Below are 24,157 nucleotides of genomic sequence, written 5' to 3' on the forward strand. Positions count from 1 at the left end.
CTTGTTCTAGAAAAGCTAAAATCTAGAATCTAAATTATAGATTTTGAAAAAATCCAGGAAACATTACAGAAGTGCCTGTAAGCAGTTCGTGAGTTATTATTATCTCATCTAGATTTTGGCTTTTAGATTCTAGATTTCTGTAGCTAATCCATGCTATAATTTAGAGATAACCCCCAAACCCCCTTTATGGCACAATTCAAAGTACCGCAAAATGTTCAAAGAGCGGATACAATTGTCGGTCCACTGACTATGTCAGGTTTGATCATTGCAGTAGTGGGATTTGGCTTTGCCTACATGCTGTACTTGCTTCTGGAGCAACCAGTAAGCACCATTCTGGTAGTCTTTATAGTTGCCATCACAGCTGCTTTTGCTTTGGTCCGCATTCATGATATGAGTTTTGCCCAATTTGTTGGTGTGATAACTCTCTATATGCTTAAACCTCGTTTACGCGTTTGGGAAAAGGGTAGTGGGGATGTGTCGTTGGCTGATCGGATGGATACCGCTCCAGTAAAGGTAGCAAAAAAAGAAGTGGAAAAAACAAAGACTGAACCAGTGAAACAATTTGCTAGCCTCAAAGAGCTTACTCAGGTGCTAGACACCGATGGTCTATCTGACATCGATGAAGCTGAAGATCAGGATTTAGTTCATACCGCATTTCACGTTAATAAAAAGAAATAGTTATGCCAGTGAATCAACGCAAAGGAAATGTCGAAGCAAGTACCCAAACTCATCTCAAGATAGCTGAGATCAAGGATAATACTATCGTGCTTAAAGATGGTAGTGTCCGAGCTGTACTCTCAGTCTCAAGCGTGAATTTTGAACTATTATCTGAACAAGAGCAAAATTCTATTATTTATTCTTATCAGAGTTTTTTGAATTCTTTGGACTTTCCTATTCAAATCGTGATTCGTTCCAAAAGGCTTGATATTGAAGGCTATTTGACTCGTATGACCGAAATTGCCAATAAACAATCCGATACCCGACTGAAACAGCAAACGTTTGATTACATCGATTTCGTGGCTAGTTTCGTAGAATATTCAGATATTATGGAAAAGGATTTTTATATAGTAGTGCCTCATGAGCCTGACCGAAGCAAAGGATCAAATTTCTTTCAACGTTTCATGCAAAAACTCAATCCTTCAGACAATGGTCTTGAGTATAAGATTCGTAAGCAGGAGTTCTCTGTATTGCGCAAAACCTTGAACCAAAGAGCTAATTCAGTAGTAAATGCGCTCTCTTCAGCTGGTATCTATGTGAAACGGCTTAATACGCATGAGTTGATTCAAATGCTTTATGAAGTTCACAATCCTCTTAATTCTCAAGGACAAAAAGTAGAAAATCTGCTTCAATTGAATTTGTTCGATTTCCCTAAAGCTGCTGGCCAAACTGAAAATGAATAATTCTAATACTTCACAAAAATCTGGTTTTCTAGCAAGAATAAAAGGATCATTTCAGGATCTGAAGAGTATGTTTGGTGGTAAAAGAGCACCAGTTCCTGCTCAACCCGCAATCACGCCAGAAAAAATTGCTACTACCACTCAGGTTGAGATGACCAAATCCGAGCGCAAAGGCCGTGGCGTATTAGAAAAACGATTTTCTTTTTTGAATCGTGGTGCTGCTGCTCCAGATGCCGAAAAAAAATCCAGTGAACAGAAGCGTCTTGATGAAGCACAGAAGCTTTATGAGGCTGGGCTTGCTTCAGTAAAAGATCTGATTGCCCCTTCTAGCATGAAAGTCGACTATGACAAGTTGATGATTAATGATGTCTATGCCCGTACCTACGTTGTGTTTTCTTATCCCCGTTATTTAGATACCAACTGGCTTTCACCAGTGATCAATTTGGAGGCCACCATGGATATTTCCATGTTTATTTATCCCATTCAATCTGCTGACATCTTGCACAGTCTACAAAACAAAGTGGGCCAAATGGAATCTGCTATTCGTATCCAACAAGAAAGAGGTCAAGCTCGCGATCCCGCTTTGGAAGCTGCTCTTGCTGATGCCGAAGAATTGCGCGATCGCATTTCTACTGGTATTGAAAAGTTCTTTCAATTCGGTCTTTATTTCACTATTTATACTAATAGCGAAAAACAATTAACTAATCTGGGTAAGCAATTGGAGGCTATTTTAGGAGGTAAGCTCTTAGTGATTAAATCTATCCAAGCCAGAACTGAGCAAGCATTTCATTCTACTATGCCGTATGCAACTGATGAGCTGTATGTGGTCAGAAATATGAATACTGAGCCATTATCTAGCTCATTTCCTTTCACTTCATCTGAACTGACATCTGATCAAGGTATCCTCTATGGTATCAATCGTCACAATAATTCATTGATCATCTTTGATCGTTTCAGCTTACCAAATGCAAATTCAGTAGTATTTGCTACTTCTGGCGCAGGTAAATCCTATGCGGTGAAATTAGAGGTATTGCGCAGCTTGATGTTGGGGACTGATGTCATTGTTATCGATCCGGAGAATGAATATAAAGCGCTTTGTGATATGGTCGGTGGTACATATATGGACGTATCGCTGAATGCCGATCGTCGTATCAATCCTTTTGACTTGCCCTTGCCTTATGAAGGGAAAGAAGAGCAGCCAGGAGATTTACTACGCACTGCCATTATCACCCTCAAGGGATTAATGAAACTGATGTTAGGTAATTTGAGCGCCCGTGAAGAGGGCCTTATGGATCAGGCCTTATTAGATACCTATGCTCTCAAGGGCATCACTATGGATACAGTAAATCCAGGTACCATTCCACCACCAACAATGGAGGATCTCTATGATGTATTACAAGATACTAAGGGGGGAGAAGATTTGGCTCAGCGATTGAAACAGTATACTGCAGGTATTTTTGCCGGTATTTTTAATCGGCTCACCAATGTTGATCTCAAAAGTGGCTTAGTAGTGTTTAGTATCCGTGACCTAGATGAAGTGCTTCGTCCCACGGCTATGTATATTATTTTGAACTATATTTGGAATATGGTGCGAAGCAAGCTGAAGCGCCGTTTACTGGTGATTGATGAGGCCTGGACTATGGTACAGCATGATGATGCGGCCCGTTTTGTCTATGGATTGGTGAAACGTGCCCGTAAATACTATTTAGGTGTGACCAATATTACTCAAGATGTGGAAGATTTCTTGGCGAAAGATTTTGGTAAGTCCATTATCACCAACTCTGCTATGCAGATTCTGCTGAAACAAGCTCCGTCTGCCGTACCCGGTCTCAGTAAAATCTTCAACCTTACTGAAGGGGAGCAATATTATTTACTCAATTCAGTACAAGGAGAAGGGATATTTTTTGCTGGTAGAAAACATGTGGCCATTCAAGTCATCGCTTCTGCTGCAGAACACCGAGTAATTACCACTAACCCGGAAGAATTGCTGCAAATGCGCACTCAGGCGGAAAACTTTGATACAAAATAATATCAACACAGAAGATAGGGAGAAGATGCTGAATTTTATCGTAATGTATGTTAGATAGAGAAGATCCTATACAACCCGGCAATGCTGAGGGCAATGATGTAGCAGAGGTAACTACAGTGACCAAGGCTACGGTAACTCGGGAAACAACAGAGAAGGTTATTTATCGTAATTCGGATAATGATGGTTCAGGATCCAGTTCTAGCTCGACAACAAATAATAACAATACAGGCAGTAGTGGTAATGGTGAATCTTCAAATAGTAGTGGATCGGATACTCAAGGTGGTGGTCAATCTAATACCTCTGCTAAAGATCAAACAGATAGTAGGGGAATGCCCAGTTCTGGTAGTGGTGAGAGTAATAGTACCGGTGGCGAAAGTGGCGCAGCCGAGACGTCAGGAGCTGATGATAACAATTCAACTGGGCAAAGTAATACAACAGCCAAGCCAAGTGGAGATAATGAAGAAAATAAAAAGGGCAGCGAAAAGGCTGCAGATGATGAAGACAAAAAGGCTGGAGATGAAGCAGACGCCGACAAAACTGCATCTGGAGAAAAAGCTCCTGAAGGTGCAGAGCAGGATACCGCGAAGACTGAGCAGCCTGTAGATGGGCAGCCTCCAGCAACTGATGCTCAAACTGCTGTTTCACCAGAAAGTAGCCCAAATGTGCCGGCTAATGCTCAACCAGTTCCGCCTCAACCAATTCAAGCAACGCCAGCTCAACCGGCTGGGATTAAGCCAGGAGAAAGCGTAAAGCGACCAGACTTGGCGCCCGGCACTAGTACTAGCAACCGACCTGCGAATGTTCGAACTGGTAGAATAGCCAATGAGTCTAATAAGGCCGCATCAGGAAGACCAGATAGTGGCATTGCTAATAGAGCAGGGCAATCAGAAAAACGTGATGCCAAGAGTCAATCTGGTGATAGTGATGAAGGGACAAATAATGCCAAAGCAGGAGCAGAACATTCAAAGAGTTCCTCTGCAGCATCATCTGCAATCAAAGAAAAATCAACAGGGAACGCTGCTAAAGGTGTAGGTAAAGCAGATGTTCGCCGAGCAGCTATTCAGAAAACGGTAGGTACTGCTATTGATAAAGCAGGAAAAGTTCTAGGCCTAAATAAAGTACAAAATGAGTTCCTGAAACATCTGGCATTTTTGCTGATATGGTTATTTTTGGGTGTCACTGGTATTGGTATCATACTTTTCGTGATCCATGTTTTTTATTTAATTTATTGGATATTTAGCAAGGGTAGATATAAAGAATTGAAAGGCTTGGTAGCACTCTTTTTTGTCATTAGTTTGGGGGGCATGTTTGTCCAATTACTGGTTGTTACTACAGGAGCAACTATAATTGCCTGTCAGATTGGCCAGTCGCGTATCCCTTTTGGTGTGCCTATTGGCTATACGGGGAGAATAGGTTCAGTATTTAACGCTGACTGGGGTGCTTTTGCTGAGGTATGCAGTAAAATAAACCTATTGGGAGCTGGAGTAGGTAGTGGCGCTTCTTCATCGGCTAATGCTGGGGGTAGGGGAGGTGCTACGCGCTCAATTGCCTTACAAGATCCTGTTGGGGCTGTGCTTATCCAGAGCACCATGCCATCATCAGAACCACCGGTGATTCAAGGAACATTATTAACCAGGCCGCAAGCTCTACCAGCTGGATTTGCGACGCAAACAAATAGAGCAGGGTATGTGAGTCCGGCTCATTGCCGTCTGGGAGATTTGCCTTACAGTGACCGATCCGCTCTGAAGCGAGTACGCTTGCCCAATGGTCAGGACACGATTATTACTTTACCCATTCATCAAACGGTAGAATGTATTGAAAATTACTCGAGTCGAACAACAGTGCGTTCTGTACATACTGGTAAAATAATTCGTTTAGTCTATGGTGACAGCCTCCTAGGGGACAATATTACCATCGAGTACCCTAATGGGTTAAAAGTTTCTTATTACCATGTGGCGCTCTTGCCGACGCTCACTTTGGGAAAAACGGTTAATGCCGGTGAACAGATCGGTACGCTCGCTCAAACAGGACAAAATACTTTTAAAGGTGTAAAAATGCGCTTTGAGCTTAAGTCTACTGATGGTTCATGGCAACCCTTTGATCCTATCAATCAAAGCAATATGGATGCGAGCATTTTGACTACCTTTCCCTGTAGTGATGATGCTACAAAGAAATGTTTGTTACTATAAAGTGCATACAGCAAAGATCAAAGTGTAGAGTCTGATACTTTGCTCTTTGTACTTCATCATGTCTACTGAATATGTTATTGTGCGCCTGTGCATCCATCTCTTTAAATTTTGCTCAATATGGCTTCAGAAACAAATTCTTCTCAGAAAAAGGGAATACCCTCATGGGTTTGGGTAGTGTCTCCACTAGTAATTGTAGTAGTAGTATTTGGCTATTTGCGTCTTTTTTCGCCCAGTGTATTAGCTGATTTTGCTAAGTGCCTTACTGAGAAGAAAGCTGTGTTTTATGGTATGTATGACTGTCCTCATTGTCTGACCCAAAAACGAGACTTTGGTCGAGCTATGGAATTTATCAATTATGTAGAGTGTAAAATGCCTAATGGGACTTGGGCTGATGTCTGTAAACAAGAAAATATCACCGCTACACCAACTTGGAAATTTGATGGCAAAGATCCTGTGACTGGCCGTCAAAGCTTACAATATTTAGCTGAAAAGACAGGTTGTCCTTTACCAGAAGGTGTTGAGCAGACTGGTAAAGTAGCTAATAATTTGACTACTGAGGGCCAAACTCAAGTGACCATTCAACCCACTGCTAGTCCAACTAAATAGTTTTTATGGGGCGTAAGCTGCTAACGACTTTTAGTGTAATTACAATCTATGCAGTAATTAGTGGTGTTATCCTTGCTTTTGCTCAAGGGTACACCGTTGATTTGCAGTCGCAACAGGTGCTCAGGACTGGAGTATTAGAAATCAGCACTTTTCCAAGCGATTCTCAGGTAATGATTGATAATATTTCGGTACAGAGCACTACACCGGTTTCCTTGTCTCATTATTTGCCGCAAAACTATACAGTACAGCTAAGTCTGCCAGGCTATAAATCTATGCAAATAAAAGCACCAGTGAAAGCACAATTGGTCACCCGATTAAGAGAAATTCCCTTATGGCCCGAAAAGGAAAGTTGGCAAACTAAGGAGATGTCGGATCCCATTCTCTCGCTCCAAACCTTAACTGAAAGTGGGCTTTTGATGTTGCGTTTTCCTCGAGAAATTGCTTGGTGGCAAGTAAATAATAAAACGTTGGAAAAAGTAATTGCTTTGCCTGTTACTGAAATCGAGTATCCTTTATGTACTACTGATGGGACAGCCTGCTTGATAGTGGGAGATAATCGCAGTGTGTTAGTAAATTTAGTAAATAAAGATTTCACTGTCTTTAAGCAAGGTATATCCACAACTAATACTGCTCAATTTTTCCGATTTCATGCAGATTATTATCTGCTTGCTGAGGATGAGTATGGAGTTACCTTAAAAAAACTTACTGCTGAGGGTACATTGCTCGATCAATTCACCATGACAGATATTCATACGTTTCAACTACAAGGCCAAGAACTTTGGTACATTGAGGCTGATAGATTGTATAGCCGGTCTTTGATCAGTGGCCAAAAAGAACTGATCACGACTATTGGTGATAAAAGTATTGATAAATTAGTAATTAACGATAACTATATTGCCTGGCATTCTTTGGACGGTCAGGTGTCTTTGTTCAATAGAATTACCAAAACCATAGCGAATACCTGGCGAGATGGTCGCTTGTTTGCTAGTGCCAATCAGATTTTAGTTGTCAGTGAGGCAAAAGTCTGGAATATCAATGCGGAAGGCATTCAGTTTATTGGTCAAGCTCCAAGTAACATTTTAGTGGCCCAACTGTATGGTAATTTTACTTGGTTGGCGCAGCAGGCTGATGGTAAATTAGCATACATTATGCTTGCGCCAGCGAATATTTATAGTATCTCGGAAAGTAGCCTCAATAATATTGTATTGCCCTATGAAGCCTTAATTAAATGGCAAGACCGCAATCTTTATTATCATGTATTTCCTAAGAAAACATGGTTGGGTCTAGAGTAGTTTCGCCAGGTTCTTTGTTAGCTGCTTACTAATGGACCTGTTGGATTGATTACACCGGTATCTGGAGCTGTGTTGTGAGCTGGATCAGGATATATTTGTTTTGAGCGAATAATCAGTCGCTTAAGGCTAGTTCCTATCGGTGTACAGGTCATTAAGGTCATAATGGAAGGATACTCATTACCACTTTGTTGTAATACCCAGGTATCTTGTGGGGCAACTACCTTAATATCATATACTTGATAAATAAACTTTTTATTTTCCCAATAAATAGTTACTTTATCTCCCACCACTAACTCTTCCGCAAGTGCAAGCACATTGTTGTAATTACTATTTACCCAAACATAATTAGAACTATGTCCAGTAAAGAAGGCATTGCCAATTTGGCCTGGTTCTGCTGTTCCAGGATAATGCACTATGCCATGAAGCAGGGCGTCTTGAATGTCTTGTTCCAAGCCAGAAAAATCTTGCTTGAGTAATTTATCATCAGCAACTTGGACAATCGGTACGTTTTTACCAATCTTCCCGATAATAACGCGATTGTCACTTGGTGTTACCTCGTAGTTGTGAAAATTAATTACTTCTTTACGTAAGGTAAAGCTTTCTTCGACACTGTTCGTGGCCGCTTGAGCTACCTGAGTGGTACTTACGGTAGCGGAAGTAGGGGCTTTCTGTAATGATTTGAGTATTTCCTTTTTGGGGTCCTTCACACCCGATTGTTTCTCCCGGAAGTAATCGTACTTTTGTTTGTAAGCAGGAAAGTTAAGGCTCACTTGTATTACTCCGAAGATAAGCAGGGTAGTAACAATAAAACGAGTGGTTAATTTGGTTCCATTCCATACTTTTTGGAAAAGAGTGGATGAATCCTCTGCGCTACTTTGAAATTGAGCAATAGGATGGGTAACTGAACCAATGCCGAAATTGTTGATAATTGGGCTACTGGTACGCAAATTATTCTGTTGAAAAAAGTCTCGTAAATCCATAGAAAATGATTCTTTCTATTATAGAACACTTTGAGCTTTTTGAATAGAGGAAATTCCCCGGATCTGAGTCCGGGGTGGGAGCAATTAGACTTGCACAATTACTGGCACAATCATCGGCTCACGTTCAGTCTTCCTAAATAGATGTTGTTGTAAACTATTTTGAATAAGTCCCTTTAGTTCAGCAACATTTTGGGGATATAATTTGGGTGCATGCTGATTAAACGTATCTCTGACAATGTTTTTTGCTTCATTGATCAAAATATCTGCACCACGAACATAGATGAATCCACGAGTAAGGATTTCAGGTTCGCCTCGTAATTGCGGTTTTTGGCGATCGCATGTTAGTACCACGGTTACGATACCTTCTTGGGAAAGAATATGTCTTTCCTGAAGTACGTCTTCACTAACATCACCCATACCGAGACCATCAATAGCTACTAAGCCATGAGGAGCTTTCGGTTTTAGGACATTCACGTTTCCTTGCATATCAAACTCCATGATAGTGCCATTGTCAGGAATAATAATGTGCTTCTTATCATAGCCCACTTTTTCGGCAATTTCCGCATGTCGGCAAAGGAGATGGTGATTTCCTTCAATTGGGATGAAATACTTTGGCTGTAAAATACGGAGTAAAAGTTTAGTATCACCAGCTTTAGCATGTCCACCCGCGTGTACTTCCATCATCCTGTAATTGATAGCTTTCGCTCCTAGGCGGTATAATTTGTCCATTAACTGAGCAACACTTTGCTCATTACCAGGAATAATAGAAGATGAAAATATTACGGTATCACCAGGTTGAATTTGTACGAATCGGTGCTCACCTTTGGCGGCTCTAAGTAAGGCAGCATTCTTTTCACCTTGGGCGCCAGTAAGAATAATAATTACCTGTTCAGGACGTAATCTATTAGCTTCTTGAGTAGTAATGATGGTATGCGGGGCAATTTTCATATACTTAAGATTGCGCGCGATAGCAATGTTATTCACCATGGTGCGACCAATAACCACTACTTTGCGTCCATATTGTTCTGCAAGACTGATTACTTGTTGAATGCGTTCTAAATTGGAAGCAATAATACCAGCAATGATTCGTCCCTTAGCCTTGAAAAAAATACTTTCAATTGGATCTTTGACGGCACTCTCAGAAGTTTGAAAGCCATCTTGAGCGGCATTGGTGCTATCACAAAATGCTGCCAACACACCTTTTTCACTTAAACGAGCAATTTTACCGAAATCAATTACTTCATCATTGACTGGCGTTAAGTCAACTTTCCAGTCGCCAGTGTGAACAAGGTTGCCTACAGGAGTACCGATGACAATACCCATTGAGCCAGGAATACTATGATTTACACGGAAGAAATCGATAGTGAAATTTCCTAAACGAAGAGTATCTTCAGTTTTTACTGTATTAATATTTAAACTTTGGCGAGTATCCTCTTGGCGTTTTTTGATCAGGGCTGCTGTCATTTCACTACAGTATATAGGAATATTGGCGCCGAGACGGGGCATGACATGAGGTATACCACCAATATGATCTAAATGACCATGGGTAACGATCACGGCTTTGATATTCTGTTCTTTTCCTTTGAAATAGCTGTAATCAGCCACACAGTAATTGATACCGTGCATATTTTCATCAGGAAATTGTAAGCCCATATCAACAATAATTGCTTCATTACCATATTCGAAAGCAATAGAATTTTTGCCTACTTCTTCTAAACCACCAAGAGTAATAACTCGTAATTTATGAGCTTCCAATTGGGGAATCGGTAATTGTTTTTGAGCAGAGTGTGGGGCATTGGCATTGAATTGACGCTGTGGTTGTTGATTGCCAAAATGTCTTCTAGGTTGTTGGTGCCGTTGCGACTGATGGCGATTGGAACCTGAGTGTTGACCTGGCTGTTGATGGCCATGCTTCGGTGCTGCTGGTTGTTGATTGTGAGTAGGTTGCTGACTTTGAGCTGGACGACTAGATTGTTGATGAGTAGGTGTCGGAGTCTGGCTAGCTGTTGGGGTAGAATTTGGTTTTGGTTGTTGTGGAGAAGAGTTTTTGTCTTTTAACCACGATGTGAAAAGGTTCATAATTGAATGAATTAAATTGTAAAACTAAAAATAATAAAAATAGAAATAAGGAACAAATAATAAAAAATTGGAAACAAAACTGATTAATAACTAAACGCTGTTGTGAATAGCACGAATTTAAAGAGGGAGAAGCTCTCTAATAAAGTAATAATGATAAAACGAATATTTGAGGAGAAAAGGGTAAAAAAATAAAATCACACAATTGCTGTACGCTATGCGTACAAATGAAAGCCAAGGTAATTAGGATGCGGGTCGCGTATTTATGGTCAAATCCTCAACTTATTGTTGTCTGTGTAAAAGGTTCTATTCGCCACATCAACTCAAGTATACCATTTTTGCTACTCAGGGACAATGAGAGAATCTAGCAGTAGCAATCTAAAGTCCAGCTTTGTGGCTCAGAGGAGCTGTGGCAATCAGTTCAAATATGAGAAAGATAGCAATGCTTTTAGCATGAAAATATTCAGGATATTGAGCTAAAAAGGTTTCATTGGCTATTGGTTCATACATTTGTTTGATAGTAAAGTCATTAGCAGCAAAGGCTGCACTGTAGGTACCGATGCTGCGATGATAATAATTTGTCTCAGGTCCTTCTGGCCACAACTGTTTTTTACTGACCTTTCGCGCTTGGAAATAACTTTTTAGCTGAAAGTAAGCCCACTTTTGATTTATTCTACCTAGTAGTCCGCGGCGGAATTTACCAACTGGCGGTGTGAAGCAAGGATGAAGAACTGTGATCAAAAGGCGACCTTCTGGCTTGAGTACCCGGCGACTTTCTGCAAGCATGCCAGTGATGTCGAGCATGTCCATAGCAACCAAATTGCAGGTAATAATATCAAAGAAATCACTTTCATACGGGAATTGTTCAGTCGCATCATGTACTGCATAAGTTATGTGCTTGTCAGAAAAGGATTGCTTGGCTAGGGTGATCATTTGGGGACCATCAAAAGCCCATACTGAAGCCCCATTGTTGGCTAATTCTTTAGCAAAAAAGCCGTTGCCACAGCCAATATCCAATACCAGCTTTTTTTGCCACTTTTTTTCTAGCCCTAATAGAGCGGGGTAAAGTAGTTCAGTGCGTAATTTATCAGCTCGGCTATCCACAAATTGATGATAGTGCCAGGCAGCTTTATCCCAATTAGTCCAGTCTTGTGACATATGAAATGATTTTGATATGCTAAAACTACTAGAGCTTACAATTTCTGACTAGTATTTAGTAATGATTTTTTATGAAAATTTATTTAGGCTACGATCATGCAGGGCAGGCTCTCAAAGATATGGTTTATGAAGTTGCTAATGAAATGCAAGTAGACATAGAAGATTTAGGATCACATGGCGACCTGCAAGATGATTATCCAGATTTTGCTGTCGATGTAGCAGAAAAAGTAGCAAAAGATCCTGCTACCAAAGGTGTTTTAATTTGTGGTGCAGGTGCAGGTATGGCTATTGCTGCAAATAAAGTGCCAGGAGTGCGGGCAGCCTTTGCTAATAATGTTGAGATTGCCCGCTTGATCAGGGCTCATAATGATGCCAATATCCTTACCCTAGGAGGGAGAATGACTGATGGGGGAACAGCAAAGGCAATAATCAAAACTTTCTTAACCACTGATTTTGAAGGTGGACGGCATGAAAGACGTGTGAATAAAATCTCTGCCTTAGAACAAAAAGTATGATTGAAATAGCAGCTTCATTGCAGGCAGCAAATCCATTGGATATAGCTGCCGAATTAACCTCCATTGAAGGCTTGGTAGATCGTCTTCATTTGGATATCATGGATGGTCATATGGTACCCAATTTGGCGTTGAGTACTGATCTTGTGCGGGCCATACCCGATACCTGGCAAAGAGATTTACATTTGATGGTAGAAAAACCAGATGTTGTTGCTGAATGGTTAGATCTTCGTGCCGGAGATACATTGTACTTTCATCCGTATGCAATATCTTCGCCTGAAAAGTTGGTAAGTAGTCTTACGGACAGAGGAGTAATCCCAGGTTTTGCCATAAACTTGGAATATGATCTTCCTGCTAATTTTGCAACATTAGCCTTAGTGGATCATTTCTTAGTAATGGGAATAACACCTGGATTTAGTGGTAAACATATGGATGAAAAAACTACAAGCCGAATACAGTGGCTACGTGAACGTTTCCCTCAAGCAACCATTGCTGTCGATGGGGGAGTAAATGATAAAAATGCGCTAAATCTTATTAGGGTAGGAGCAAATATCTTGGTTGTCGGATCTTACTTGTTTAGTACAGCTGACAGAAAAGTCGCAATAGACCATATACGAGATATTAGTCTTTAGGATAAGGCAGCTTGAACTACACTTCGCATTTCGCACTTCGAACTTCGCATTCCTTGTGCTAGTATTGCCGCGCTTTCGTCCTTCAACTGCCATCCTGTTTACTGCAAGATAGCACTCAGAATTACTTTACAAATCTTTTTATGTCTACCAAAGATGATTCCCACATAGAACGCATGCGCCATAGTGCAGCACATGTACTAGCAATGGCTATTATGGAAATGTTCCCAGATGGTAAATTGGCTATTGGTCCTACCGTTGAACATGGATTTTATTATGATGTGGACTTACCGCGCACTTTAATTCCTGAAGATTTGGAATTGCTGGAAGAAAAAATGAAAAAGTATATTGCCATGGCTTTGCCTTTTGAGCATTACTTTGAACCTAAAGATAAGGCAATAGAGTTTTTGAAAAAAATCAATCAAGAATACAAAGTGGAAATGGCCGAAGCGCTTCCAGTCAGCGAAATTTCTTTTTATAAAAATGGCTCAGTATTTGTCGATATGTGTGAGGGGCCGCATGTAGAGAGTACTAAGGAAATTGGTGCTTTTAAGCTTACCAAGATAGCTGGTGCTTATTGGCGTGGCGATGAAAAAAATAAAATGTTGCAACGTATCTATGGGGTTTGTTTCGAAACTAAACAAGAATTGGATAAATATCTCACGCAACAAGAAGAGGCAAAAAAACGTGATCATCGTCTCTTGGGTCAACAGTTAAAACTATTTACTTCCTCTGTGCTCGTAGGTGCGGGGCTTCCTCTTTTGCAACCAAAGGGAGCTATTATTCGTAGAGAATTAGAAGAATATCTTTGGGCATTACATAAAGATAAAGGCTATATGCGGGTGTGGACGCCTCATATTGCTAAGCATGATTTGTATGTTACCTCAGGTCATGCCGAAAAATTTGGCGATGAGCTATTTCGTGTTAAGGGCAAAGAAGAGGATTTCATTATGAAGCCCATGAATTGTCCTCATCACATGCAAATCTTTGCTGATAATCAATTTTCGTATCGTGATATGCCGATTCGTTATTTTGAACCTGCTACAGTCTATCGTGATGAAAAATCGGGTCAATTGGGGGGACTGACTCGTGTCCGCGCCATTACCCAAGATGATGGCCATCTTTTCTGTCGAGTATCCCAAATTGGCCAAGAAATTAAAACTATCGCAACCATTATCAAAGAATTCTATACCACTATGGGTATGATGGAGGGCTACTGGGTACGTCTGTCCATTCGAGATAATGAACATAAAGAAAAGTATTTAGGATCAGACGAAATTTGGAACACTGCTGAAGGGGCCTTGAAACAAGTCTGTGAAGAAGAAAGGTTGCCTTACAAAGTTGGTGAAGGAGAAGCTGCTTTCTATGGACCCAAGCTAGATTTCATGTTTAAAGATGCCATCGGTCGTGAATGGCAACTAGCTACTATTCAGTGTGATTTTAACTTGCCGATCCGTTTTGACTTGAGTTTTACGAATGAAAATGGTGAAAAAGAACGCCCGGTAGTAATTCATCGCGCAATTTCTGGTTCCTTGGAACGTTTTATGGGGGTAATGATTGAACATTTTGCCGGTGCTTTTCCTACATGGTTGGCGCCACTACAGGTGCAAATTATTCCCATTGCCGAAACTCACCATGTGTGTGCGCAAAAAGTCGCTAGTGAGTTAAGCAAAGCAAATATCCGTGTGGCTATTGATGATCGCAATGAAAGCCTAGGTAAACGTATTCGTGAAGCAGAAATGCACAAGATTCCTTATATGCTAGTAATTGGTGATAAAGAAATGGAACAAGAAAGTGTGGCGGTACGTAACTTTCACACTAAAAAACAAGAAGTAATGAAAGTTGTGGACTTTCAAGCAAGGCTTGCTGCGGAAATTATCAGTCGACAACTAACCTACTAATGCGAAGTTCGTAATTCGAAGTGCGAAATAAGGCTCAACCAGCCACTTCGCATTTCGCACTGTTAACTTCGCATTAATTAGCTTGTTTGTTCTACAATCCCATAGCCTAAGTCAATCAATCTAAAGGACATTGCTGCTTCTGATACACCAAAGTAACGGGCCATTTCGCCTAGATTATTCCCTGCTTGATAAAGTGCTCTCACTGTGGATTCAGGCATCATAATTTGGGCCGCAAATTGACTGGCTTGAGTATGTGAGTGATTATGTTTCCCTTCTTCATCAATGCAACATTCATAAGTATTAATATTTTCTTCCTTTTCTAAGCCATATTGATGAGAAAAAAAATGACCTAGCTCATGAGCGACTAGAAAACGTTGATGTTCTCTAGGCTCATGTCCATTAACACAAATCGTCCAGCTTTTATGGTGTTTAGTTAATTTGCTTCCTTGATGAGGCTTTGGGCAATGCACGTTAAATACCTTGATATTCAATTGCTGGCATAGAGCGAGTACATCAAATTCACCTTGAGCATAGAGCTCTAGAATGATGCGTTCCGCTTCTTCTTGTAGTGGCTTTGCTAAGGCTTGCATAGAGAAGTTGGTGAAAGCTGATTTCACTATAGCATGCTGGGGCTATTGAGCAAGAAGATAGCTAAATTAGCTCAAAAAGCCTCTTCTTTTCATCACCAAAGAGTCAGAAAATATTCGCCGAATGTAATAATATTGTTTAGTACGGCTTTTATTTCCCTCTACCTGCTGTTTTGCGAATAGTGGTCTTAGGGACGGATCGAGTTGCTTGATTGAACTTTTTCCCACTATTTTTAGTACTAGCCTTAGGAGTGGTAGTCTTTACTTCTTTACTACCCACTTTTTTACTCGTTGTTTTTGCCTTTTTCTCAACCTTTATCTCTTCTTTGACTAGGCTGAATTTGGGTGTTTCTAAACTAAAACCGGGTCTACCAAATGCTAATCCGGTAATACCATATTTGTTTGCTGGAGCCGAATCAGAAGATTTCTTCTTTGGCATAAGATAGAGATAAAGAAGTCAGATCCTTTATAGCATGAATTATATGAACCGGCCAACTGGGGATGCTTATCTTGTTTCTAAGGATACCAAGGGTGACTTGCGAGTTCGAACCGTTAACTTTCTGGCAATATCAGGCCAGCTGTGGAATTGAGTGTCTCTGCCATTCTTAGGCTTATTAAGAAAATGACGATGACGATGAAAGACTGCTTCATGCAAATCTTTAGCAAGTTGATATAATTCTCGAGCCGAAGGATGGGTCGGTTGTGTGTTGGGGGCTTGGACTATACCGAAGTGAATCAATCCATGCATTAATAATGCACCCACAGCATTTTTATCAGCGATATCCAAAGTGTCACGATAACGTTGCTGTTGTACGACTAGCCTTAAATCATAATATTCAGGATTAGAGACAAATCCACCAGCATGAGGATCAATAATGTCTTCATAATGTCGCAAGCTAGCATCACCAATAAAACCACGGAGATTAGCATTCAAAAATATATTATCGGGCCGCAAGTCATGGCACATCAGATGATTACTATGTAGCCAATCTAATGTTGCCGCGAGTTGACGCATGATTTCAAACCAGGCCACGGCGTTGATGCTGTGGTTCTCAAATGCTTCTTGTAAATTGAGTGGCATAGATTCAGGGCCGGGAATATATTCATAAAACACTCCTGTCCGGGTAACCAGTAAAGGGGCCACCAGACCATGAGTGTCAAGATCCCTGTTATGTAAACCAATCAAATGTGCTGCATAATCGCGTTCTCTACGAAGTTTTTCCTTACCAAGATCGGAATTGCCCACTTTGTAAGCTGCCGGACAGTATGATTTGCCATCCATAGTAAGCCATACTTTTTGTACTATGCTATCTGTACCATGTTTTAATTCAGGACCATATATTACTTTAACTGTAGCAGTACGGGATTTTAATTCTTGGTAATGGTCACTAGCCTGAATATGTAATACATCAGGAAGTGGCAAATGTTTACTAGGAATTAATTTTACACCAAGCAATTTACTTATTTGTGCTCTAGGGTTCAGGATTTCACTTAATGGTCTTGTGACTTCTTGCAATTCTGTTCGCACTTCTCTTACTAATGCTAACAGTTCTGTTAATTCAGCCGGTGAAAGTTCCACACCTGGACTGACTGCACGAGTAAGTAAACCCCATGATGCATGATCAAGTGAAGCACTCATAAAATAAATAACTGTTTTTACAATCCCTTTCTACCTCTAGCTCCAGAGTTTTGTCCAGAAACTTTTGATCTTTCCCCACATTGTTGTTGGTTGAATAGTTGCTCGAGTGATGGTGTGTGTGGGGGGGATTTTAGTTCCATCAAATGTTGTCGCATATTCTTTTAATTGAGGGGCAAAGTTGGCCCAATGTCTGGCCTCAGCACTTGTGGGCGGGGGAGCAATCTTGGTCATACCTACTATTGGGGATGCTTGAACTGGGGCTTGGCGAAAGCGTCCTAAATTGGGTAGGCGATTGGTAGCTAATTCTACTGGCTCCCCACGCAATAATGAAAATGCGCCTCTTTGCCAACCGGTAATAACTACCTTGCCAGCCTGATTAATAGCAAAAGATATTTTGTCCCCGGTTTTCATATGTTCCTGAATATACCGTGCTCTCCCAGCAAGATTTGCTAATACAATGCTTTGATCTAATGGACCCACTTGATAATTAGGATATGCTTGTTTGAAAATACCTCTTTGCATGTAGCCATAAAGCACCGAGTGCAGGTTCGCGGGAGTTTCAACTGTTATTTCTTCTGGGAAATACAATACGCGAGCATGGGCAAAAGGCATTATGGTGTCTATACCGGGCACTGTAGTATTGGCAATAACAGTTGCTGGACTGGAATAAGCACCATTAATAGTTGAGGTCTGTTGCAAGTGTATCGCTCTTGGTCTACCGCTTGCTGCCCTGCCCATATAAATGCTGGAGATTGAAGTGCGGATCATTGGCATAGCTGCAGGCAAGTGATCAGGATCAATAGTTGCTGATACACCTATGGCATTGAGCGTGTTATCCCCAGGATGGGAAATGGCAGATATTGGGGTTGTTCCCAGGCCTACTGCTCCAGTCAAAGCTGCAGCTGCTGCTAGCGTAGTCCAGCGCGACTTTGTTGTTTGAGGCAGTCTGATCACAACTGCTCTTGAGATTTCCTGAAAAGTAGTTTTAATGCTGGGAGCAGGAGGCGTTTTAAGTGGAGGCAATTGACTAATATTGCTAGGTTTAAGTGAAACCGGTAAGGGTGTCGTCTGCTGTGTCACCAGCTGATTGATACCAAAAACTTCAGTATCTGCTCTCATCTTGGGGGCATCTGGCCCATCTCTGTATAAACGCCAGAAAGTGTCTCTTTCATGCGGAGCCACCTTGGCAATGGCAGCCTTCAATATGCCTATTCTGTTACCAGGATTGTTATCCACATGTTTGCGGATTTTTCTTACAAAGCGATGCATAGCATCTACTGGGCAACTTTTCCGAGCTTTTTCTCGCAATATGCAATGAAATATTCTTTTTTCTGCTGAAGATAGGCCATTAAGGGCAAATTCTCTAATGGCATCTGTTCTAGTAGGATGATGATCGGCAGCCGCAAGTGTGGCATCTGCTAATTTCCCCAAGCTTACTGAGAGCGTACGCCATATAGCTTTGATCGCTGCTTCTAGCTTTTGCACCTCATGTAATAATTCTCTACGTATTGCTCGATTGATGGCAATATCAGTGGTATGAGGCATGGTGGCAAATGCCGATTCAAAAAGCACAGCTCTTGCTGAAGGATTTTGGAGCAATCTATAGGTCAACTCAGCTGCTAGTCCATACACTGCTTTCTTGTGTCCAGCAGTCATCTGTTCTGGCGGCTTAGATTGGCTAAATTGGGGATCGCGCAAGAAGACTCCCTTGGCGCTGGCTAGGTGATAAAGCTTTAGACTCATTTGGCGATCCTTCACTTTACCTAAAAATTGAGTAAGTTCATGAAATAAGTGCCCTTGTCTGTTTCGCTGCTGATGTTCACGCATGAAGGTAAGTACTTCAGCCAAGGCTGCTATTTCATCATCGGCTGTGATGTGAATGTCTTCAAGGCTTAGGGTCTGACACTCATCGAGACTCAAGGCTGCCAAACGCTTTGCCCCATGTTGAGTTAAATAAGTAATGGTCGCTCTTCTTGCTGCAAGGTCTTCTTTAGAAGAAATTTTTAGGCGCGCCAAATCTCTGTTGAGTTGTTCAATCACCGGTTGTGCTCTATACAATTCCAGGGCAGCGGCAAATTGTAATTGGTCAGATTGACCCTTTACTTGGGCTAATACTTGATTAATAGCAGTAACTTTTAGTTTGAGTTCTTGCCATTTTCCTCCCATGGGATCCTCATAGACAGCTGCTGTGAGTGTGCCAGCTTTTACCTGTGCCTGTTTTTCCCTATTGTCAGCGATAACTTTGTTACTATGCATTGCCATGTGATCTAGAAGGCGCTGCTTAGCATAATGTAAGGTATTGATCGGTGCTTGTTCCAGTCTTTGTCTTTCCAATTCATCAACTGCAATCACGACCGTTTCATTACCTAAATAGTAGCCCAATTGCTTTAATATTTTTATGGCATCACTGATATCAGTAGGTACTGCGATGTCCAGAGGTCCTGTCAATTCTCCGGTGGCAGATGCTTTGATCGTGGCCAACTTTTGGGCTAATGCTCGGTAGGTAGTATGTAGTGTTTGTAAAGTTGCAGCGTCTAGGCTTTTTTTCTCAGTATGATAATTGATTACTCTGGCTAGTTGGGGGAGTACTGTGCCATTTCCTAAATCAATAACTTTTTGTGCTTGAGCACGTTTTGCTTTTCTAAATTCGATCGATACAAAATCATATAATTCCTCTTGGGCTAAACCGATAACTGCTTGTTGCAATTGTTGAGCAGTCAAAACACCTTTACTCGCTGCTGCTTCCAGTGGGCGCGTGTGCGTTAATAAACTATCCCGCTTCTTTATTAAGCTCTCAGCTAAGTCTGCAAGCCGTTTCTCAGGCACTACAGAGCGCTGCCTTGGTGTGTAAACCTCACGCAAGTCGCTTGTTTCTAGTTCTATAGCTGGATCTTTTCGTAGTGCTGGTAATGATTCAAAGAAGCCATCATCATCAATATCGTCATGATCGTAGGGTTGATTTGGATCTCGACCATAGACACCAGACGGTCGAGCATCGGCTCGTTCAGGTTGGGGGGCTGATTGTTGAGCTCTTGACGTCAGAACTGTAACTAATTGGGTTCTACCAGTCGAAGGTGAAACGTTGGCTAAATTATGACCATTATCAAGAGTGTCTTTGCGTCGTCCTATGGCAGCAAGCTTTCGCATGTATTGAGTAAATAAATCCAAAGTATCAATAGCATGGATATTCTCATTAGACCATCCCGGTCCTAGGAAAACAGTGGCTTTGATCGCTTACTTATGATGTAATTATGAATTTGCTGAATTTTTCGCCTACTCTACCTTGAGCATGCTACTACTTTTTCTTTTGCTTCTTTTTGGCAATCAACTCCAATGCCTCTTCTAGAGTTGTTTCTTCAATGCTTTTCCCTTTTGGCAAGGAGGCGAAAGTTTTTGTCCCATCAGTAATATAAGGACCAAATCTTCCTTGCATAATTCTTACCGGTTTCTTTGTCTTGGGGCTAATTCCTAACTCCTTAAGTGCGGTGGCTGTTCTTCGACTACTGCTCTTTTCAGTGGCCAAAATTTCTTTAGCTTCTTCCAGGGTGAGTACCAATAAGTCTTTTTCCTTTGGGATAGAACGAAACTCAGTACCTTTTTTGATATACGGGCCGAATCTACCTATGCCAATAAGAATATCTTCACCATCAGTACCCAATTTCTTAGGCAGAGCGAGTAGTTGCAAAGCCTCTTCTAATGTAGGTGGGTTATGCAAAGTAGGGGATACAGGTACTAATTTGGGGCCATATGCTGTCGAGACCTTCTTCGCTTTTTCTTTGCCCTGATCCTCACCAAGCTGTACATAAGGGCCATAACGTCCAGTGCGAAATGTTACTTTCATACCGCTTGCACTGTCCTCACCTAGCTCTTGATCATTTTGTTCTTTGCCATCCATGGTCTTGGCATTCTTGCATTCAGGATAGCGAGAGCAAGATAAAAATTTACCAAAACGACTTAACTTAATCACCATTGGCGCACCACAAACATCACATTTCTCATCTGTTTGTTCACTGACTACATCTGCTTTGGCAATATTTTCTTTGTTGCTCTCTATCGATTTGTGCAGAGGGTAATAATAATCTTTGACTACATCTACCCATTTGTTGTTACCTTCAGCGATAGTGTCCAGTTTGTTTTCCATCTCGGCCGTGAAATGAACATTGATATAGTCATCAAAAAACTTTACCAAGAAATCATTTACCACTTCACCAGTATCAGTCGGCTTTAAGGTTTTGCCTTCTTTGTCCACATAACCACGTGAGACAATAGTAGAGATGGTAGGGGCATAAGTACTAGGACGGCCGATACCTTCTTGTTCCAGTTTTTTTACTAAACTAGATTCAGTATATCGTGCTGGTGGTTTAGTGAAGTGTTGCTCGGGAAACAATTGCTCCAAGCTGACATTGTCACCTTCTTTTACTGGAGGCAAAATACTTTCTTCATCTTCAGCTGCCTCTTCGCGACTATCAAAGTCTTCAATATATACTTTGATGAAACCAGGAAAAGTAATGATTTGGCCAGAAGTGTGAAAAGTATATTTGTTCTGTTCGCCAGCAATGGCGATATCAGCAGCCACTTGCTTCAATTTAGCTTCGGCCATTTGGCAGGCTACTGTCCTTTGCCAAATTAAACGATACAGCGCTAATTGTTGGCCATCGAGTGCTCCTTTTTTTTCTAAATAATCTGGTGTTAAATCCACATGAACGGGACGAATTGCTTCATGAGCTTCTTGAGCTTGCTTGCCACTACGATAGTATCGTGGTTTTTCTGGTAAATATGCATTGCCAAATTGTTTCTCAATAATAGTGCGAATTTGCTGTAATGCTATTTGGGCCAAATTAACTGAGTCAGTACGCATATAGGTGATAAGCCCAGTTCTGCCTTCAGGTAAATCAATACCCTCATATAATTGTTGTGCCACCATCATGGTTTGTTTTACCGAAAAACCTAGCTTGCGAGCTGCTTCTTGTTGGATAGTGGAAGTGGTAAAGGGTGGTGCTGGGTACCGTCTTTTTTCCTTCTCAGTTACAGTGACCACCTGACCGGTTTTGGGAAGTCGGGCTAAATCAGTCAAAATAGGTGTCGTCTCCGGTTCTATCTTTAATCCTGCTTTTTGACCATTAATATACGTTAATTGTCCCTTGAAATTACTTTTGTCATTAGTATGAAAAAGGCCATCAATGGTCCAACTTTCTTCCGGCTTGAAATTGCGAATTTCTCTTTCTCTTTCCACTACCAAACGAACAGCAACAGACTGCACTCTACCAGCAGAAAGGCCATAACGTATTTTCTCCCATAGCAAAGGTGACAGTTCATAACCCATTATCCTATCCACGATACGTCTAGCTTGTTGAGCATCAACCAAATGCATGTTGATGTCCTTGGGATTTTCTAGAGCATGCAAGATGGCTGTTTTCGTAATTTCATGAAAAGCAATGCGATGTACTTTTTGACTTTTTTTAATCGGTAGGGCCTGGGTTAAATGCCAGCCAATAGCTTCTCCTTCTCGATCTTCGTCAGTTGCAATCCAAACAATCTCTGCTTTTTTGAGCTGTTCTTTGAGATCTTTCACGGCCTTTTGTGTCCGAGCCTCCTTTGACACTACATATGTGGGGGCAAAATTATTTTCTGGATCGACGCCTAATTTTGATTTCGGTAAATCACGGATATGACCAAAAGATGCTTTGATCACATAATCCTTACCCAAAAATTTCTCTATTGTTTTTGCTTTGGCAGGAGATTCGACTATTACTAAATTTTTAGCCATGAAAAAGATTGCGGTTACGGCGCCCAGTATACGAGAAAGAATTTTAAAAAAGCAAGAAGGACGGCTATATGCGCTCAAAAATCAGAGTTTGGGATGATAGGTCGATTCTAGATAATGGCGTATGCTTGTGTCTCTTTCATGCTTTATCCTTCATTACTTTTTCATTTTTCGAGCTCGCGTAAATATACTCAGGCAAAGAGAAGGGATAAAAAATAACTAATGAAAAATAAGACTCACTCGCCAGCGAGCTCGTGGGACGCACGATGGGACTTGAACCCACGACCCTCAGGACCACAACCTGATGCTCTAACCAACTGAGCTACGTGCGTCATATAACGAAGCTATGGCAAATTAATATGTTTGTGTGTCTTTGTAAAGATTTTTGCTAGACAATGTTCGTGCTGTTACTTACTATCTTAATTGTATTAAGATTTTTTCATGCGCACATTTTCTGGGCAACGATTACTCTCATTATCTGTAGTTTCAGCATTAGTGTTTGTAATGGGATTTGAACATGTTGCTGCAGCAAATTTCCCTGATGTTCCTACCACTCATCAATCTTATCAGGCAGTACAGTATTTACGTGATCGCAATATTATTAATGGTTATCCAGATGGTCTCTTCCGACCAGACAATGTAGTCACTCGTGCTGAGTTAATCAAAATTGCTGCCAATGGTGCTGGTATTGCCACAGTAAGTTTTGCCAATCAAACACCATCTTTTCGTGATGTCGCCAATACTCATGCGCTGAAGCAGTATATTAATTGGGCCTTTGCTACTGGTGCTGTCAAAGGATATGGTGAAGGTATATTCCGTCCTGATGCTGCCGTGACTCGTGGTGAGGCGGCAAAGATTTTGCTTAAAATCAATAATTTACAACCGGAACCACCAACGAATTACTATTTAATTGATGCGCCACAAACGATGGAATTGGCTCCATACATTTATTTTTCTGTATTGAAAAATCTAGCATTAGCTAATGGTAATATTTATGGTACCGGTATTGCCATGAAGCGTGGTGAAGTGGCTGAGATGATGTATCGTCTCTTGGTAATCAAACAAAATAATTATGCGCCGTTTGGTGCTAACCCTAGCACACCAAGTCCAACGGCAGCTGCTGTTGTTCCCAAGACAGTAAATGTGAGTATGCAGAGTTTTCGTTACAATCCACCAGCGCTTAGCATTAATGCTGGAGACACTGTGGTATGGAAAAATATGGACACAGCACCTCATACGGTAACTGTTAAAGATCTCCGCATCGGTGATGCTGGTTATTTTGATTCAGGCTCTATGGGCCAAAATCAAACCTTTAGTTTCACCTTTACTAAAAAGGGAACATTTAACTATACCTGTATCTTCCATCCGGAAATGGTGGGAAGTATAACTGTAAATTAA

At 41.1% G+C, this 24,157-nt stretch carries 18 protein-coding genes and 1 tRNA gene; 10 read left to right on the forward strand and 9 right to left on the reverse strand.

The window, feature by feature from the left end; translation table 11 throughout:
• The first annotated feature begins 186 nt into the window (after window positions 1-186).
• The 6 genes from HY817_01175 to HY817_01200 all read left to right on the forward strand — a co-directional run bounded on the left by HY817_01175 (window position 187) and on the right by HY817_01200 (window position 7,513).
• Window positions 187-678: a PrgI family protein gene (locus HY817_01175; protein ID MBI4835850.1), complete on the forward strand. Its 492-nt coding sequence runs from the start codon at window positions 187-189 to the stop codon at window positions 676-678.
• A 2-nt stretch (window positions 679-680) separates the two neighbouring features.
• Window positions 681-1,400 (forward strand): TraC family protein, encoded by a 720-nt coding sequence (locus HY817_01180; protein ID MBI4835851.1) that lies wholly within the window; start codon window positions 681-683, stop codon window positions 1,398-1,400.
• A gap of 148 nt (window positions 1,401-1,548) precedes the next feature.
• Complete coding sequence (locus HY817_01185; protein MBI4835852.1) at window positions 1,549-3,426, forward strand: DUF87 domain-containing protein; 1,878 nt, start codon at window positions 1,549-1,551, stop codon at window positions 3,424-3,426.
• Window positions 3,427-3,473: 47 nt separating this feature from the next.
• Window positions 3,474-5,615: a peptidoglycan DD-metalloendopeptidase family protein gene (locus HY817_01190; protein MBI4835853.1), complete on the forward strand. Its 2,142-nt coding sequence runs from the start codon at window positions 3,474-3,476 to the stop codon at window positions 5,613-5,615.
• 117 nt (window positions 5,616-5,732) lie between these two features.
• Window positions 5,733-6,221 carry a hypothetical protein gene (locus HY817_01195; protein ID MBI4835854.1) on the forward strand — a complete coding sequence of 163 codons (489 nt, stop codon included), beginning with the start codon at window positions 5,733-5,735 and terminating at the stop codon, window positions 6,219-6,221.
• A 5-nt stretch (window positions 6,222-6,226) separates the two neighbouring features.
• Window positions 6,227-7,513 carry a PEGA domain-containing protein gene (locus tag HY817_01200; GenBank protein MBI4835855.1) on the forward strand — a complete coding sequence of 429 codons (1,287 nt, stop codon included), beginning with the start codon at window positions 6,227-6,229 and terminating at the stop codon, window positions 7,511-7,513.
• 17 nt (window positions 7,514-7,530) lie between these two features.
• Here the strand turns inward: HY817_01200 and HY817_01205 are convergent, their stop codons facing one another.
• The 3 genes from HY817_01205 to HY817_01215 form a co-directional block, all read right to left on the reverse strand.
• On the reverse strand, window positions 7,531-8,493 hold the full coding sequence (locus HY817_01205; protein ID MBI4835856.1) for a sortase: 963 nt from the start codon (window positions 8,491-8,493) through the stop codon (window positions 7,531-7,533).
• A gap of 84 nt (window positions 8,494-8,577) precedes the next feature.
• Window positions 8,578-10,572 carry an RNase J family beta-CASP ribonuclease gene (locus HY817_01210; GenBank protein ID MBI4835857.1) on the reverse strand — a complete coding sequence of 665 codons (1,995 nt, stop codon included), beginning with the start codon at window positions 10,570-10,572 and terminating at the stop codon, window positions 8,578-8,580.
• A 375-nt stretch (window positions 10,573-10,947) separates the two neighbouring features.
• Window positions 10,948-11,727 carry a class I SAM-dependent methyltransferase gene (locus tag HY817_01215; protein ID MBI4835858.1) on the reverse strand — a complete coding sequence of 260 codons (780 nt, stop codon included), beginning with the start codon at window positions 11,725-11,727 and terminating at the stop codon, window positions 10,948-10,950.
• A gap of 71 nt (window positions 11,728-11,798) precedes the next feature.
• Between HY817_01215 and rpiB the strand changes: the two genes are divergently transcribed.
• The 3 genes from rpiB (at window position 11,799) to HY817_01230 (ending at window position 14,769) form a co-directional block, all read left to right on the forward strand.
• Window positions 11,799-12,242, forward strand: coding sequence for a ribose 5-phosphate isomerase B (gene rpiB / locus HY817_01220; protein ID MBI4835859.1), 444 nt, complete (start codon window positions 11,799-11,801; stop codon window positions 12,240-12,242).
• On the forward strand, window positions 12,239-12,871 hold the full coding sequence (locus tag HY817_01225; protein MBI4835860.1) for a hypothetical protein: 633 nt from the start codon (window positions 12,239-12,241) through the stop codon (window positions 12,869-12,871). The genes rpiB and HY817_01225 overlap by 4 nt, the downstream gene beginning before the upstream one ends.
• Before the next feature lie 140 nt (window positions 12,872-13,011).
• Window positions 13,012-14,769 (forward strand): threonine--tRNA ligase, encoded by a 1,758-nt coding sequence (locus HY817_01230; protein MBI4835861.1) that lies wholly within the window; start codon window positions 13,012-13,014, stop codon window positions 14,767-14,769.
• A 77-nt stretch (window positions 14,770-14,846) separates the two neighbouring features.
• Here the strand turns inward: HY817_01230 and HY817_01235 are convergent, their stop codons facing one another.
• From HY817_01235 to HY817_01260, 6 genes are all read right to left on the reverse strand, one after another.
• Complete coding sequence (locus tag HY817_01235; protein ID MBI4835862.1) at window positions 14,847-15,359, reverse strand: ImmA/IrrE family metallo-endopeptidase; 513 nt, start codon at window positions 15,357-15,359, stop codon at window positions 14,847-14,849.
• A gap of 148 nt (window positions 15,360-15,507) precedes the next feature.
• Window positions 15,508-15,795, reverse strand: coding sequence for a hypothetical protein (locus HY817_01240; GenBank protein ID MBI4835863.1), 288 nt, complete (start codon window positions 15,793-15,795; stop codon window positions 15,508-15,510).
• 66 nt (window positions 15,796-15,861) lie between these two features.
• Window positions 15,862-16,995: a hypothetical protein gene (locus HY817_01245; protein ID MBI4835864.1), complete on the reverse strand. Its 1,134-nt coding sequence runs from the start codon at window positions 16,993-16,995 to the stop codon at window positions 15,862-15,864.
• 36 nt (window positions 16,996-17,031) lie between these two features.
• Window positions 17,032-20,142 carry a hypothetical protein gene (locus tag HY817_01250; protein ID MBI4835865.1) on the reverse strand — a complete coding sequence of 1,037 codons (3,111 nt, stop codon included), beginning with the start codon at window positions 20,140-20,142 and terminating at the stop codon, window positions 17,032-17,034.
• 148 nt (window positions 20,143-20,290) lie between these two features.
• The gene (gene topA / locus HY817_01255) at window positions 20,291-22,762 is read right to left on the reverse strand and encodes a type I DNA topoisomerase (protein MBI4835866.1); all 2,472 of its coding nucleotides are present in this window, start codon (window positions 22,760-22,762) and stop codon (window positions 20,291-20,293) included.
• 252 nt (window positions 22,763-23,014) lie between these two features.
• Window positions 23,015-23,091: transfer RNA gene (locus HY817_01260), tRNA-His, on the reverse strand.
• A 109-nt stretch (window positions 23,092-23,200) separates the two neighbouring features.
• Here HY817_01260 and HY817_01265 point away from each other — a divergent pair.
• Window positions 23,201-24,157, forward strand: a complete 957-nt coding sequence (locus HY817_01265; protein MBI4835867.1) for an S-layer homology domain-containing protein — start codon at window positions 23,201-23,203, stop codon at window positions 24,155-24,157.

This window comes from Candidatus Abawacabacteria bacterium (assembly GCA_016207805.1).
Lineage (GTDB): Bacteria > Patescibacteriota > Gracilibacteria > RBG-16-42-10 > RBG-16-42-10 > JACQZO01.